This is a genomic window from Pedobacter sp. KBW01 (genome assembly GCF_003852395.1).
Lineage (GTDB): Bacteria > Bacteroidota > Bacteroidia > Sphingobacteriales > Sphingobacteriaceae > Pedobacter.
Map to the genome: position 1 here is coordinate 34,856 of NZ_QAJQ01000001.1, position 14,664 is coordinate 49,519.

Annotated in this window: 13 protein-coding genes; 8 read left to right on the forward strand and 5 right to left on the reverse strand. The window is 40.2% G+C overall.

Features of this window, described 5'->3' with window-relative positions; genetic code table 11:
• Position 1 precedes the first annotated feature (1 nt).
• Positions 2-658: a carbonate dehydratase gene (can, locus tag DBR40_RS00155; RefSeq protein ID WP_124557793.1), complete on the forward strand. Its 657-nt coding sequence runs from the start codon at positions 2-4 to the stop codon at positions 656-658.
• Positions 659-714: 56 nt separating this feature from the next.
• On the opposite strand, the gene DBR40_RS00160 is transcribed toward can, so the two are convergent.
• From DBR40_RS00160 to DBR40_RS00170, 3 genes are all read right to left on the reverse strand, one after another.
• Positions 715-975 (reverse strand): hypothetical protein, encoded by a 261-nt coding sequence (locus DBR40_RS00160; protein WP_124557794.1) that lies wholly within the window; start codon positions 973-975, stop codon positions 715-717.
• 157 nt (positions 976-1,132) lie between these two features.
• Complete coding sequence (locus DBR40_RS00165) at positions 1,133-1,858, reverse strand: DUF3667 domain-containing protein (RefSeq protein ID WP_233603736.1); 726 nt, start codon at positions 1,856-1,858, stop codon at positions 1,133-1,135.
• Between the two features lie 3 nt (positions 1,859-1,861).
• Positions 1,862-2,116, reverse strand: coding sequence for a hypothetical protein (locus DBR40_RS00170; RefSeq protein WP_124557796.1), 255 nt, complete (start codon positions 2,114-2,116; stop codon positions 1,862-1,864).
• Between the two features lie 87 nt (positions 2,117-2,203).
• On the opposite strand from DBR40_RS00170, the gene DBR40_RS00175 reads away from it, so the two are divergent.
• Entirely contained in the window at positions 2,204-2,965 is a 762-nt protein-coding gene (locus DBR40_RS00175; RefSeq protein WP_124557797.1) for a response regulator transcription factor, read from the forward strand.
• Positions 2,966-3,139: 174 nt separating this feature from the next.
• Here the strand turns inward: DBR40_RS00175 and pruA are convergent, their stop codons facing one another.
• Complete coding sequence (pruA, locus tag DBR40_RS00180; protein ID WP_124557798.1) at positions 3,140-4,774, reverse strand: L-glutamate gamma-semialdehyde dehydrogenase; 1,635 nt, start codon at positions 4,772-4,774, stop codon at positions 3,140-3,142.
• Between the two features lie 317 nt (positions 4,775-5,091).
• Here pruA and DBR40_RS00185 point away from each other — a divergent pair, with 317 nt between their 5' ends.
• The 4 genes from DBR40_RS00185 (at position 5,092) to DBR40_RS00200 (ending at position 11,369) form a co-directional block, all read left to right on the forward strand.
• Positions 5,092-5,730, forward strand: coding sequence for a TetR/AcrR family transcriptional regulator (locus tag DBR40_RS00185; protein ID WP_124557799.1), 639 nt, complete (start codon positions 5,092-5,094; stop codon positions 5,728-5,730).
• A gap of 22 nt (positions 5,731-5,752) precedes the next feature.
• Positions 5,753-7,114, forward strand: a complete 1,362-nt coding sequence (locus DBR40_RS00190) for a TolC family protein (protein WP_124557800.1) — start codon at positions 5,753-5,755, stop codon at positions 7,112-7,114.
• Between the two features lie 4 nt (positions 7,115-7,118).
• Positions 7,119-8,171 (forward strand): efflux RND transporter periplasmic adaptor subunit, encoded by a 1,053-nt coding sequence (locus DBR40_RS00195; protein WP_124557801.1) that lies wholly within the window; start codon positions 7,119-7,121, stop codon positions 8,169-8,171.
• A 138-nt stretch (positions 8,172-8,309) separates the two neighbouring features.
• On the forward strand, positions 8,310-11,369 hold the full coding sequence (locus DBR40_RS00200; RefSeq protein ID WP_124557802.1) for an efflux RND transporter permease subunit: 3,060 nt from the start codon (positions 8,310-8,312) through the stop codon (positions 11,367-11,369).
• 106 nt (positions 11,370-11,475) lie between these two features.
• Here the strand turns inward: DBR40_RS00200 and DBR40_RS00205 are convergent, their stop codons facing one another.
• Positions 11,476-12,615: a sterol desaturase family protein gene (locus DBR40_RS00205; protein ID WP_124557803.1), complete on the reverse strand. Its 1,140-nt coding sequence runs from the start codon at positions 12,613-12,615 to the stop codon at positions 11,476-11,478.
• A 199-nt stretch (positions 12,616-12,814) separates the two neighbouring features.
• On the opposite strand from DBR40_RS00205, the gene lpxK reads away from it, so the two are divergent.
• Positions 12,815-13,876 carry a tetraacyldisaccharide 4'-kinase gene (gene lpxK / locus DBR40_RS00210; protein ID WP_124557804.1) on the forward strand — a complete coding sequence of 354 codons (1,062 nt, stop codon included), beginning with the start codon at positions 12,815-12,817 and terminating at the stop codon, positions 13,874-13,876.
• Positions 13,848-14,663, forward strand: a complete 816-nt coding sequence (locus DBR40_RS00215) for a purine-nucleoside phosphorylase (protein ID WP_124557805.1) — start codon at positions 13,848-13,850, stop codon at positions 14,661-14,663. Before lpxK ends, DBR40_RS00215 begins: the two co-directional genes overlap by 29 nt.
• Position 14,664 lies beyond the last annotated feature (1 nt).

Sequence of the window (14,664 nt, forward strand, 5' to 3'; positions counted from 1 at the left end):
TATGTGTGCAAAAACAATTGAAACAAAAGATATAACATACGATAGCCTGTTGCAAGGCAATAGAGACTGGGTTAAAGATATGATCGATAACGACCCTGCTTTTTTCGATAAACTTTCAGCTGGACAGAGCCCGCCGGTATTATGGATTGGCTGTTCGGACAGTCGCGTACCTGCAAATCAAATTACAAATACTAAACCGGGTGATGTATTCGTACACCGCAACATCGCCAATGTGGTGGTTCATACCGATATGAATTTATTATCGGTATTGGATTATTCGGTTAATGTTTTAAAAGTTAAACATGTAATTGTTTGCGGTCATTATGGTTGCGGTGGTGTTAAGGCTGCTTTGGGCAACAAACAAGTTGGTATTATCGATAACTGGTTAAGGAATATCCGCGATGTATATCGTACACACGAACGCGAAATGGCTACCATTAAAGATGAGGATCAGCGTTTTGATCGCTTGGTTGAATTAAATGCTATTGAAGGTGCATCGAATGTAATGCATACTTCTATTGTACAAAGTGCTTGGGCAAATGGCCAGGAATTGGCGGTTCATGCCTGGGTATATAGTTTAAAAACAGGACTGATTAAAGATCTTAAAGTAACAAGTACAGGTCTTGATGATGTTTCTGCTGCTTTTAAAGTAAGTTAAAACATCTTTTAGATGTTCTTTTTTAGTTGTTAGCAAAGCCCGGATTTATCCGGGCTTTATTTTTTTGTACCGGTGGGCATATTGCCTGCATCTCCCTTATTGCCCTTTTCAGCATCAGTCCTGGCTTCTTCCGAACCAAAATCTCCCATTCCGAAATTGCGGCCCAGGTTACCTGCTTCGGTTTCTACAGTATTCTTTTTCTCTTTATCATTGCTGCGGTGGCGCGGCACCTGTTGATCGGGCATATTGCTTTTGTCAGCATTGTTTTCGATGTTTTTATTGCCGAGATTTTCGTTGTTTTCTTTTTTGTTTTCCATGATCTGTAGCTGAACTGTTTATATTAAAACACTGCAAAAACAGATTGGTTTTATCTTCCTGATTTGAAAGATTGAGCTTAATATCGAGGAAATGCTATTTGCGTGTAGCAACAGGTAGTTTTACTGCTTAAACTATCTTCATGACCAGGAAGCCGGATTAATGTTTGAAAACAACGTATATCAGTAATCCTAACAATATTGTACAACCCGTAAAAGTAATTACTCCCAGAATATAACCGCCCAAAGCTTTCAGGTAATTGATGTATTTACCTTTTTCAAAAAACTGCCCCACAGCCCAGGTGAAGTAGACCATAAAAAGCATCCCCGAATATTTCATAAGATGAATATGGATGAGTCCTTCAATTATGGCAAAAAAAGCAAAAATGAGCATGCCCATTCCTTGTAGAAAGCACAAAAGAATCAGTAACTCGAAGAAATTATAATCATATTTCCTGAAGAAGAGTTTCAGCCATAATGCCGAAAATACGCCTATAAGAATATTGGCATAACCATAGTGGCTCTGAACCCATTCATTAATCGGGTTTATGGCTGCAGTTTTGGTTTTATCAAAATTAAAGTAACCTTCCTCAATATGGAAAAAGTGATTAATTATCGTATAAATTAAAGAGGTTACAACAACAAATACAATCGGTTTTACCAGTCTGCTTCTGTCATTGGATATGAAATTGTGGATAGTTTGCCCTGGCCTGATTAATAATTCTTTAACCGTATAAAGTATCCCCTTCTCTAGGTGTAGAATGTGCTCTATTTCATGCTGGATATAATGCCAGTCAATTCTTTTAAGTTTGGCCGGCTCACCACATTTGGTGCAGTAGTTTTCAGGAATATCCTGGTTGCAGCTGTTACAGATCGCCGTCATCATCAATTAATTTTGATTGCGCGATTTTATTTCTTTATTCACTTCAACCAGGCTGTTAATTGCTGGTAAAAATGTGATGGGTACTGCAATCAGAATTGCCACAAATGGAATAGCTGATTTCGATTTAAATATGAACAGGTAAATTACGGCGAACACTAGCAACAGCCAAACAATTGCACCTGCAATGATTACCGCCTTCAATTTTGCTTTGTTTTTGTTTAATTCGGAGAAGTCTAGTTTAGATAGTTGTTCTGCTGCCATAATGATTTTGTGCTGAACAACAAAATTCAGAAATGTAATCTGATTGGCGGCTACACTTTAGTGTAATTTTGCTATTTTAGTAGTGCCATGAAAGCCGATAACCACACAGGGTTACTTACCAAAAACAAAATAGAAAACGTAACTTCCGAAGATATACTTCAGCTGGATAATTATCTGGAAGCGATAAGCGCTTTCGAAAAATTAACCTATCAAAGCGTGTATGTTATCGATTATGCCGAAATGAAATTCGAATATGTATCGAGTAACCCTCTTTTTCTATGTGGTCATACGGTAGCTGAAGTAATGACGTTAGGGTATGGGTTTTACTTTAATAACGTGCCTGAAAAGGATCTGCAGTTGTTGGATTTGATTAACGAAAGCGGATTCAATTTTTTTGAGAAACTATCCCTTAACGAGAAAAAATTATACAGCATTACCTACGATTTTCATTTGCTTAACAAGGTTGGAAAAGCTACCTTGATAAACCATAAGCTTACTCCATTGTTTCTTAATTCAGAAGGGAAGATGTGGAAAGCCATTTGTGTGGTATCTATTTCGGCCAATAAAACGGCAGGAAATGCAGCTATTCATAGACATGGTTCCGATCAGATTTGGGAGCTCGACTTAACCAGGCACTTGTGGCAAAAGCAAGTAAAGCCGCAGTTATCCGAGCGCGAGCTGGAGGTTTTGCGTTTGTACGCGCAGGGTTTAACTATTAGTCAGATTGCTGATAAGATATTTGTTTCTCCGGATACTGTAAAGTACTACCGACGAAAAATATTCCAAAATTTTGGGGTTAGTAATATTGTTGAGGCGCTTTCTTATGCGGTAAACAATAAGGTGATTTGATTTGGCTTTTGAGTGAGAGATCCTAAAATACCCGTTCGACCGGCCGGGCGGAAATCCGATAACTATCGGATCAGGGTGACGATTCGAATGGATACCTTTGTTTTAGCTGTAGATAGCTCTTAAAAGAAAAACCTCCAGTGTTTCCGGAGGTTTTGATATAGTGTTTCTACTTTATTAATCTTCAGCTAAGAATGGGTAACGGTAATCAGTTGGAGATTCGAAAACCTCTTTAATGGTACGTGGAGAAACCCAACGCAATAAATTGATCATCGATCCCGCTTTATCGTTTGTACCCGAACCTCTAGCGCCGCCAAATGGCTGCTGACCAACAACTGCACCTGTACATTTATCGTTAATGTAGAAGTTACCAGCTGAGTTACGTAACGCATGGCTTGCTTTTTCAATAGCATAACGGTCTTGTGCAATTAATGCTCCCGTTAAGGCGTATGGTGAAGTTGTATCAATTACTTCTAATATCGAATCGAAATCCTGATCAGCATAAATGTAAACAGTTAAAACCGGGCCAAATAATTCTTCGCACATGGTGGTATATTTCGGATCGTCAACCACCAAAACAGTTGGCTCAACAAAATAACCTTTGCTCTTATCGTAATTACCGCCTGCAATAATTTCAACACCTTTATCTTTTTTAGCCTGATCGATGTATTTAGCCAGTTTATCAAACGAGCGCTCATCAATTACCGCGTTAATAAAGTTGGTGAAATCTTCGGTGCCGCCCATTTTAAATGTATCTAGATCAGCTAACATTTGTTCTTTAATTTCAGGCCAAAGGCTTTTTGCAATGTACACACGGCTAGCTGCTGAACATTTTTGTCCTTGATATTCGAAAGCACCACGTACAATAGCTGTACTGGCTACTTTGGTTTGTGCAGATGGGTGAACCAGGATAAAATCTTTACCACCAGTTTCGCCTACAATGCGTGGGTAAGATCTGTATTTATGGATATTGGTACCAATGGTTTTCCAGATTTCCTGAAATACTTTAGTAGAGCCTGTAAAGTGGATACCTGCAAAATCAGGGTGGTTAAAAATTACATCACCTGTTTCTGGTCCGTCGGCATAAACTAAGTTTACAACGCCATCAGGTAAACCTGCTTCGCGGAAGATTTCCATTAACAGGTTCGCTGCATATACTTGCGTATCGGCAGGTTTCCAAACTACCACATTACCCATCATAGCTGCAGAAGCAGGTAAGTTTGCTGCAATGGCAGTAAAGTTGAAAGGCGTAAGGGCAAATACAAAACCTTCTAAAGGACGTTGTTCTACACGGTTCCAGCTTCCGCGCGGTGAAACAGGAGGCTGTTGTTTGTAAATATCAACCATGTAACTTACGTTAAAACGTAAGAAATCAATCAGCTCGCAAGCTGCATCAATCTCAGCCTGATAAGCATTTTTGCTTTGGCCAAGCATGGTTGCTGCATTTAATTTATAACGGTATTTACCAGCAATTAAATCGGCAGCTTTTAAAAAGATTGCTGCTCTATGCTCCCAAGACAGGTTTTCCCAGTCTTGTTTTGCAGCTAAAGCCGCATCAATAGCTTGTGCAATATGGGTTTTATCGCCAATGCTGTATTGCGCTAAAATATGTTGGTGATCGTGTGGTGGAACAACTTTACCTTTTTTGGTAGTATGAACTTGTTTACCGCCAATATACATTGGAATGTCTTGTTGGTGTGCGCGGGCTTCGGCCAATGCTTCTTTTAATAAAGCACGTTCTTTGCTGCCTGGTCCGTAGTTTAAAATAGGTTCGTTTACCGGGGTAGGTACGTTAAAAAATCCTTTAAGCATAATGTATTTTTTATGAGTTGGGCAAAGATAGTGCTTTTTAACATAGCCAATTCTATTATTCTGTAAAGAAAATAGAGCAAACGTTTGTGTGAAGTTACGGACTTGAGGGGAGGGGTAATTTTAAAATAGTTTTGGTTAAAATTTGGCTAATGCGCTAATCCCAGGTATTGATTCATTAATAAACAGTATGGGACTAATGTGTATCTAACTTTCTTTCGGTTAAATTCTTAATAACAGTATCACGAATAAAAATTTTTCTAAAATAATTTCATTTTATTAACAGTGTTAATTATGTTTGCGGTGTAATTGTTTTTGTCATGGGAATAAAAGAGCGTAAAGAGAAGCATAAGGAAGATTTACGTCAGCGGATTTTGGATGCGGCGAAGGAACTTTTTTTAAAGGATGGCTATGAGGCTACCTCAATCAGGAAGATTGCGGAGAAAATAGAATTTAGTCCGACTACGATTTACCTATACTATAAAGACAAGGCAGATATTATGTATGCTTTGCATCAGGAGGGCTTTATATTGTTGGGTTCACAGTTTGTGGTTTTGCAACATGTGAGTGAGCCTTTTGAGCGTTTAAAAGCTATGGGGCGCGTTTATATGAGCTTTGCTTTAAATAACCCCGACTTTTATGAGCTTATGTTTATCATGAAAGAACCCATCGAATTTGTTAAGGCGCACTGCCACGATGAAGAATGGGAAGAGGGTGAGCAGGCATTTACAGCTTTAATTATGACGGTTGATCAATGCAAAGCTGCGGGCTACTTTACCAGTTTCGATACCACCACTTTTGCACTTAATATATGGTCGTTAATGCATGGCTTATGCAGTTTAAAATTGCAGGGACATCTTGATCACATGGCTACAACTAAAGCGCATATGTTGGAGGAAGGCGATTGGCTGGAGAAAACTTTTGATGGCTTTATTGCCATGTTGAATAGTTTAAAATAACATTAAGTTAACACTGTTAATTATGAGAACGAAGTTATTTGGTTTGTTGTTTTTCTCGGTTACGGTTTTAGCCTCAACCGCAAATGCCCAACAGTTGCTGGATGCTTATGTAGTAGAAGCGTTTAAAAACAATATCGTTTTGCAACAAAAAAACATTTCGTTAGATAAGGCTCAGCTGGCATTAAAAACGGCCAGGAGTTTATATCTTCCGACTGTTGCTTTTTCTACCACCTGGTCTACTGCTGATGGAGGACGTAACATCCCCTTGCCGCTTGGCGACCTGTTAAATCCGGTTTACTCTACCTTGAATAAATTGACAGCCACCAACAACTTTCCTTTGATGGAAAACCAGAGCATTAACTTCCTGCCAAAGAATTATTACGATGCCAAAGTAAGAACAACGGTACCGATTATTAATACCGATTTAGGTTATAATAAACAATTATCGGCACAACAGGTAACTCTGCAGGAATTTGAAGTGCAGATTTACAAACGCGATTTAGTGCGGAGCATTAAAACAGCCTATTACAATTATCAGAATGCTTTACAAGCAGTTGATATTTATAAATCGGGTTTGCAGCTGGCGAATGAAGGTTTGCGGGTAAACGAAAAACTGCTTGATGGGGGAAAAGGTTTACCAGCCTATGTTTTGCGTTCGAAAAGCGAAGTAGAAAATGTGAACGCACAATTGGTTGCGGCTGATCAGCAAGTAATCAATGCCCGCATGTATTTTAATTTCCTCTTAAATCGTGATGCAAACGAAAAGATTGATGCGAATTTTGATAACCAGGCCGATCTGAATAAAGCTCCTGCACTGATTGCTGATTTATCGGTAACAGGTGAGAGGGAAGAATTAAAGGCTTTAGGCCAGCTGATCAACATCAACAAAACTGCACTTAAAATGAACAGGCAGTTTGCAGTACCGAAACTGGGTGGTTTTGTCGACCTGGGCTCGCAATCAGAAGGTTTTCACTTTAACGATAATACCCGCTACTATATGATTGGTTTGCAGCTCGATATTCCGATTTTTACCGGAAACCGTAACAACTTTAAAATCAAACAAAGTAACCTCGATCTTAAAAATGCCGAGCTGAATGCCAATCTGGCAGCACAACAGTTAAATCTTTCGGCCAAAACAGCGCAAAATAATTTAAGGGCAGCCTACCAAACCTACCAATCTTCACTCAAGCAGTTCGAGGCGGCATCAAGCTACCAGCGTCTGATCGAAAAAGGGTATAGAGCAGGTACAAATTCTTTTATAGAAACCATCGATGCCCGCAACCAATATACTTCAGCCCAACTTTTAGTAAACATAAACAGGTATAAAGTTTTATCGGCAATGGCCGATGTTGAGCGCGAAACCGCAACCTATTCAATAAATTAATTTTATGAAGAAGATATTTATTTATTCAGCCCTGCTTGCTGCAGGTTTTACAATAAGTGCCTGCGGCAGTCATAAAACCGATAACAATAATGTCGGTACTCAAGACACCATACCAGTTCAGGTAATGGTACTAAAAGTTGAAGATGCCAACCATGCCATTGCAGCTTCCGGACAGTTTACCACCAACGACGAAACTTTTCTTTCGTTTAAAAACGGAGGCATCATTAACCGGATTTTGGTAAAAGAGGGCGATGCCGTGCACCAGGGACAATTACTGGCTACTGTGAACCAGACCGAAATTTCGGCCCAGGTGCAGCAGGTAAATTTATCATACCAAAAAGCCGAACGCGATTACAGTCGGGCAAGCAAACTGTATAAAGATAGTGTGGCCACCTTAGAGCAGATGCAAAATGCCAAAACCGCATTGCAGGTGGCCAAACAACAATTGAATGCGGTAAAATTCAATCAGAATTATTCCGAAATCAGGGCAACCAGTAGTGGTTTTGTGCTTAAAAAATTGGCTAACGATGGTCAGGTAGTAGGGCCAGGAACCCCGATTTTACAGATAAACGGAGCAAAACAAAGTAAATGGATTTTAAAAGTTGGTTTGAGTGATGTGCAATGGGCTGCTTTAAAAATAGGCGATGGCGCTACCATTACTACCGATGCGCTACCCAATCAAACATTAAATGCAAAAGTAACTCGTAAGGCTGAGGGTATAGACCTGCAAAGTGGAACTTTTGGTGTAGAGCTAAGCTTAAGCGATTCGAAAATTCAGGGGCTTGCTGCAGGCTTATTTGGTAAGGCTACCATTATCCCAACCAAAACAAGTAGCGGTTATACCATTCCTTACGATGCGCTTTTCGACGGTGGTGAAAACGAGGGTTATGTTTTTATTACAAATGACAATAAAACCGCCCAAAAAGTAAAGGTTCGGTTAGGGGCTATCCAAAATGACAAAATTACAATTAGTGGCGGTTTAGAAAATGCAACAGGCTTAATTGTTTCGGGTAGCGCTTATTTAACTGATGGTTCGAAGATTAAGGTGGTTAAGTAAGACTAAAGATTAAATAACTAGAGCTGAAAGCAAGATTTCAAGGGGTAGATGCGATTTTATATGAACTGTGAGGAACTGACCCCATTAAAATCGGTGTAATCACACCGAAGGAATAATATACACATCATAGCTAATAAGATGAAAATATCAGAATACGCTGTAAAAAATTACCAGTTTACCCTGATCATGGTGCTCATGGTTTTGGCGCTGGGTATTACCACAATATTCAATATGCCGCGATCGGAAGATCCCGACATGAATGCGCCAAACTATCCCGTGGTGGTGGTATATCCAGGGGCTAGTCCGAAGGATATGGAGGAATTGGTGGTAAAGCCTCTAGAGAAAACTATTTATGGATTGGACGATATCAAGACCATCAAAACCACCATTCGTGATGGCTTGGCTGTACTTTTTGTAGAGTATAAATATGCCGTAAATGTAGATGATAAATACCAGGAGCTGGTGCGCGAAGTGAACAGTGAGCGGGCAAATCTCCCCCAGGAAATTTACAGCATGGAAGTGCAAAAGGTTTCCCCCTCAGATGTAAATGTTTTGCAGATTGCGTTGGTTTCTGAAAATGCATCGCGCGATAAGCTGAAAACCAAAGCAGAAGATTTGCAGTCAGAACTGGAGAAAATCCCGTTTTTAAAAAATGTAGAAATTATGGGTTTGCCCGATCAGCTGGTGCGGGTAGATTTAAACCTTGAAAAGCTGGCACAACTGCACATTCCGGTTACTTTTATTGTCAATGCTATTCAAAGTGAGGTGGCCAATATTCCTGGTGGAAGCGTAAATGCGGGTACTAAATCATTCAACATTAAAACCAGTGGTAACTATCAGAATATCGATGAAATTAAAAATACGGTTGTTTTTAGCGGTAACGGCAAAAATACGGCTTTAAAAGATATCGCCGATGTGTATTTCGATTATTCGCAGGAAAAAGACATTACCCGTTTAAACGGACACCGCTGCGTTTTTGTAGTGGCTGCACAAAAATCGGGCGGAAACATTACCGCTGCCCAGAAAGCCTATTTGCCGGTAATAGAGAAATTCGGGAAAACCCTGCCAGCCAATATCGATCAGCAGTTAATGTTCGATCAGGCCGATAATGTAAACAGTCGTTTGGGGGGGCTGGGAACAGATTTCCTGATTGCCATTTTGTTGGTTTTGGTTACACTTTTGCCTCTGGGTACAAGGGCCTCTATTGTGGTGATGGTTTCTATTCCGCTATCGCTGGCTATCGGTGTGGTTTTGCTAAGCGTATTAGGCTTTAGTTTAAATCAACTGAGTATTGTAGGCTTGGTGGTATCGCTGGGCTTATTGGTTGATGATAGTATTGTGGTGGTAGAAAACATTGAACGCTGGATGCGCGATGGTCATAGCCGGCTTGATGCTACGCTGAAAGCAACCAAACAAATTGGTATGGCAGTAATGGGTTGTACGGCCACATTGATTATTGCTTTTATGCCTTTAATGTTTTTACCCGAAGCATCGGGCGAATTTATCAGAAGTTTACCGGTAGCCGTAATTTGTTCGGTTATTGCCTCCATGCTGGTGGCCTTAACAGTGGTTCCCTTTTTATCGAGCAAATTGTTAAAGCCACATGCCGATGCCAATGGCAATATTTTCCTGCGCACTTTACAGAAAATTATCCATGGCTCTTATTCGAAATTGCTGGATAAGGCTTTGGCGAAACCAATTTTAACCATTGTTATAGCCTTGGCTATTTTTGTGGGGTCTATTATGCTTATTCCGGTTATTGGCTTCAGTTTATTCCCGGCCTCAGAAAAACCGCAGTTTTTAATCAATATCTCTACACCGCTGCAATCGAACCTGAATTATACCGATTCGGTTACGAAAGCAATAGAAAGGGAGCTGAAAAAGATTCCTGAAGTAAAGTACTTTGCTTCGAATGTTGGGAAAGGTAATCCCCGGATTTATTACAATGTGTTGCCACAAAATGAAAGAACCGACTTTTCGGAGCTTTTTGTGTTGCTGCAACCCGATATCAAATCCGATCGCAAGATCGAAATTATCGAAATGTTGCGTAAAAAATGGACACCCTATCCGGGTGCAAAAGTAGAAGTTAAAGACTTTGAGCAAGGGCAGCCAATTATTTCGCCTGTTGAGGTGCGTTTGCTGGGAGATAATTTAGATACCTTAAGAAATATTGGTGGACGTGTAGAAAACGTGTTGCTTAAAACCGCCGGAACCATTTATGTAAACAACCCGCTCAAAAATTTAAAATCTGATATTAAAGTCGATATCAATAAAGATAAAGCACAGGCACTGGGCATTCCGACTGTTAATATCGACCGGACTGTACGCATGGCTGTGGCTGGATTGGAAGTAGGAAAATTCATCAATCCAAAATCTAACGGCGATGATTACAATATCCTGCTTACCACTAAACGGCCATCTTATCCAGATTTGACGGTTTTTAATAACCTGTACATCAATAATAATCAGGGTACCTCGATCCCTTTACTTCAGGTGGCTTCGTTAAAGCTCGAAACTTCACCTTTGAGCATTAATCACTACAATAAAACCCGTACCATTTCGGTCAATGCATTTGTACAGAAAGGTTTTTTGAACGATAAGGTGATTCAGGATGTAGAAGCGCAAATGAAAAACCTGAAACTGCCTGAGGGTTACACCTTTGAAATGGGCGGGGAAATAGAAAGCCGAAACCAGTCGTTTGGTGGTTTTGGCAGCATCTTGCTGGTTACCCTTTTCCTTTTTATTGCTGTGCTGGTGCTGGAGTTTAAAACTTTTAAAAGTACGCTTATTGTACTGTCGGTTATTCCGCTTGGTATTGTGGGGGCTGTACTGGCGCTTATGGTTACTGGTAATTCGTTATCATTTGTGGCTACCATCGGTATTGTGGCTTTGGCGGGTATCGAAGTGAAAAACACCATCTTACTAGTCGATTTTACCAATCAGTTGCGCAGTGAGGGAATGCCTTTAAATCAGGCCATTGAAGAAGCAGGCGAAATCAGATTCCTGCCAATTATCTTAACTACATTCACAGCCATTGGAGGTTTGTTGCCTATCGCACTGTCAAGCAATCCACTTATTTCGCCGCTGGCAATAGTTATGATTGGTGGTTTAATTAGTTCTACTTTGCTATCACGGATTGTTACACCAGTGGTTTATAAATTAATGCCACCGAGGGTAGAGGCGAAAGAAGAGGTTTAGCGCAGACGATAAGCTGATCTTTTTGGGCGGTAGGTGAGGACACCGACCGCTAAGCAGGTCGCTGGTGGTTGGTGTCTCCACCAACCACTTTAATCATCCAATAAGTTTACCTATCGCTCCGCTCTTCCATATTCAGATCAGTATCGAAAGGGCTTTTGGTAAATGGATAAATGGTTTGTTTCACAAATCCTTTTGGGTAAGCAGCTTCGTGCACGCCTGTTCCGGCAGGCCATTCCTTTCCAGGTAAATAATAGGTGCCGAACAGCATATCAATAAATGGAAATATCGATGCGAAATTATGTCCATAATATTTAGGGTCTTCGCAATGGTGCCAGTGATGGTATTGTGGTGTGGTGAAGATGTATTTCAACGGCCCAAAATTAATCCGAGTATTGGCGTGGATTAAAACTGCATGAATGGCAATAAAAATGATGTAAACATTAAATACCGTTGACGAAAACCCCAGTATATATAAGGGAATAAAAGTCATGGCACGGGTAAAAAAGATATCGATAAAATGCGTGCGGCTTCCGGCCAGCCAATCCATATTCTGTGTAGAATGATGTATTGAATGAAAACGCCATAGAGACACCCTAGTATGAAAAAAGCGGTGCGCCCAATATTGAAATAAATCGGTGCTGAGGAAAGCGAGAAAAAGCGCTACGGCAAAAGGTAGGCCTTGCACCCAGGTATGGATTTTATCTAAACCCAACCAGCCAAAAAACAACACCGCAGGTTTTTGCGTAACAATGCCAAAAAACTGGATAAATAGATGGCTGATTACAAAATAGGTTAAATCGGTACGCCACTCTTCATGGAATTTGGTCTGATTGGTATTTTTCGGGAAAAACAACTCCAGCGGGACAAAAATGGCTACCATTAAGAGTAAATCTAAAATCATCCAGTCTAAACCAAAATGCCAGTTCGATTTGGCAACATCTCTACCTTCAACGGTTACAGCGCCCAATAATACAGCAAGTGCAGCCAATAAAAAACCTGGCCAGGCCCACTTTAATTTTTTGCTTAAAACAATACTTAACGCCGAAAAGAAGAAAGACGCAATTACCCCGCCCAACATTAAAACCTCCATACTGTCTTTCGTGTAAACCTCACGGAATTCGGGTGTGGTAAGTTTCTCGGGATAATGAAAACAGAGGATACCCAGTAAAGCCAGAACAGCTAAAAATATAGAAATATAGCCACTAATCTGACCCTGACCAACTACTAAGCGTTTATTTGGAGACATGCGTTTATGTTTTGATAGAACAACAAGTATAAAAAGAAAATTCAGGCTTATCAATTTAAATGTTGTACGATGGTTAAATACCATATGCACAATGGGAAGAAAGCAAAACATTTTTAATTACCAAAGGTTGCTTTAATGGTAATGGTGAGTGCCATGCCTTTCTTTTTTAAATAATCAGTATTTTTGAATCCACGACACTATGCTAGTTAATTATTTACGCCTTCTGCTCCTCCCTTTTTCATTTATTTATGGAATGGCTGTTATTCTCCGGAAAAAGCTATACGATTGGGGGATCATGCGCAGTGTATCATTCGATCTGCCAGTAATTTGTGTTGGTAACCTGGCTGTTGGTGGTTCTGGAAAAACACCTACAACCGAATATTTGGTGAGGTTGCTGGCCAATTATAAAGTTGCTATTTTAAGCAGGGGATATGGACGTAAAACCAAAGGCTTTATCCTGGCCGATGCCGATGCTACAGCCGAAACAATAGGCGACGAGCCATTGCAGTACTATCAAAAATTTAAGGAAGTTACGGTGGCCGTTTGCGAAGATCGGGTGGCAGGAGTGAGGCAATTGCAAAACGATCACGATGTAATTATTCTGGATGATGCTTTTCAACACCGGGCAATAAGAGCAGGTTTTAATATTCTGCTTTTCGAGTTCAGAAAACTGGGCATTTTACAGTTTTTATTGCCTGCAGGAAATTTAAGGGATGTTTTTGCTTCGCGCACAAGGGCCGATGTGCTTTTGGTTACCAAGTCGCCGGTGCCTTTGCTACATGTGGCGCAACAGGCATCTGTAAACGAATTACAGCCCAACAATAACCAGCCGGTCTTGCATGCTTATTTAAAGTATGGTCAGCTACAACACCTGTACCGGGAAGAAAGCAGGCCGCTTGAATCGGTTAAAGATTATGAAGTTTTCCTGCTAACAGGAATTGCCAATCCAGAACCCTTAATAGAAGAGCTCCAGAAATATACCCAAAGCATTAAACACGAAGCGTTCAGAGATCATTATGCATTTAAGCATACCGATCTCAGCAAGCTAAAAACGGCTTTTGAAGCAGGAATAAAAAAAGAAAAAATCATCATCACAACAGAAAAGGATAGCAAACGTTTAAGAGCTACCGGGTTTGAAGATTTACTGGTAAATTTACCCGTATATTATTTACCCATTGAGGTTGAATTATTTGAAGAAGATAAGATTATCTTTGACGAACTCATTTTAAATTATGTTAAGAGCAATAGAAGAAACCGTTGAATATATAAAACGTAAAACAGAGAATTTTAAACCAGAAATAGGTATTGTTTTAGGTACAGGGCTTGGCGGGCTGGTTAAAGATATCGAAGTCGAGCACCAGCTTATGTATTCTAATATCCCGAATTTCCCGATTTCTACGCTTGAATTTCATAGCGGAAAACTCATTTTCGGGACTTTAAACGGAAAAAAAATTGTGGCTATGCAGGGGCGTTTGCACTATTACGAAGGTTATAGTATGCAGCAAATTACTTTTCCGGTGCGTGTAATGAAAGGTTTGGGCATCGAAAACCTGATTGTTTCTAACGCTGCGGGTTCTTTAAACCCAGAGTTTAAAAAAGGTGATTTAATGATTATTGAAGATCATATTAACCTGCAACCCGATAATCCATTAAGAGGCTTAATTGAAAGCGAACTTGGACCGCGTTTTCCGGATATGAGCCAGCCATATAAACGTTCTATTATTGCCAAAGCTTTAGAAATAGCCAAAAATGTTGATGTAAAATGCCATAAAGGTGTTTATGTAGCCGTTTCTGGTCCTAATTTAGAAACCAAGGCTGAGTATAAATACCTGCGTTTAATTGGCGCCGATGCAGTGGGCATGAGTACAGTGCCCGAAGTTATTGTAGCTAACCATGCCGGTTTACCTGTTTTTGCCATTTCGGTATTAACGGATGAGGGATTTCCGGAAGATTTACAACCTTTTAACCTTGACGAAATTTTAGAGGCTGCAGCTAGGGCGGAGCCTAAAATGACCGAAATTTTAACCCGCTTAATTGCCGAACTATAAG

Coding starts and splice junctions, on each gene's coding strand:
- DBR40_RS00190 (WP_124557800.1), top strand. CDS start 5,753: ATGAGAACGAAGTTATTTGGTTTGTTGTTTTTCTCGGTTACGGTTTTA.
- DBR40_RS00160 (WP_124557794.1), bottom strand. CDS start 975: ATGGAAAACAAAAAAGAAAACAACGAAAATCTCGGCAATAAAAACATC.
- DBR40_RS00195 (WP_124557801.1), top strand. CDS start 7,119: ATGAAGAAGATATTTATTTATTCAGCCCTGCTTGCTGCAGGTTTTACA.
- can (WP_124557793.1), top strand. CDS start 2: ATGTGTGCAAAAACAATTGAAACAAAAGATATAACATACGATAGCCTG.
- DBR40_RS00175 (WP_124557797.1), top strand. CDS start 2,204: ATGAAAGCCGATAACCACACAGGGTTACTTACCAAAAACAAAATAGAA.
- lpxK (WP_124557804.1), top strand. CDS start 12,815: ATGCTAGTTAATTATTTACGCCTTCTGCTCCTCCCTTTTTCATTTATT.
- DBR40_RS00165 (WP_233603736.1), bottom strand. CDS start 1,858: ATGATGACGGCGATCTGTAACAGCTGCAACCAGGATATTCCTGAAAAC.
- DBR40_RS00205 (WP_124557803.1), bottom strand. CDS start 12,615: ATGTCTCCAAATAAACGCTTAGTAGTTGGTCAGGGTCAGATTAGTGGC.
- DBR40_RS00215 (WP_124557805.1), top strand. CDS start 13,848: ATGTTAAGAGCAATAGAAGAAACCGTTGAATATATAAAACGTAAAACA.
- pruA (WP_124557798.1), bottom strand. CDS start 4,774: ATGCTTAAAGGATTTTTTAACGTACCTACCCCGGTAAACGAACCTATT.
- DBR40_RS00200 (WP_124557802.1), top strand. CDS start 8,310: ATGAAAATATCAGAATACGCTGTAAAAAATTACCAGTTTACCCTGATC.
- DBR40_RS00185 (WP_124557799.1), top strand. CDS start 5,092: ATGGGAATAAAAGAGCGTAAAGAGAAGCATAAGGAAGATTTACGTCAG.
- DBR40_RS00170 (WP_124557796.1), bottom strand. CDS start 2,116: ATGGCAGCAGAACAACTATCTAAACTAGACTTCTCCGAATTAAACAAA.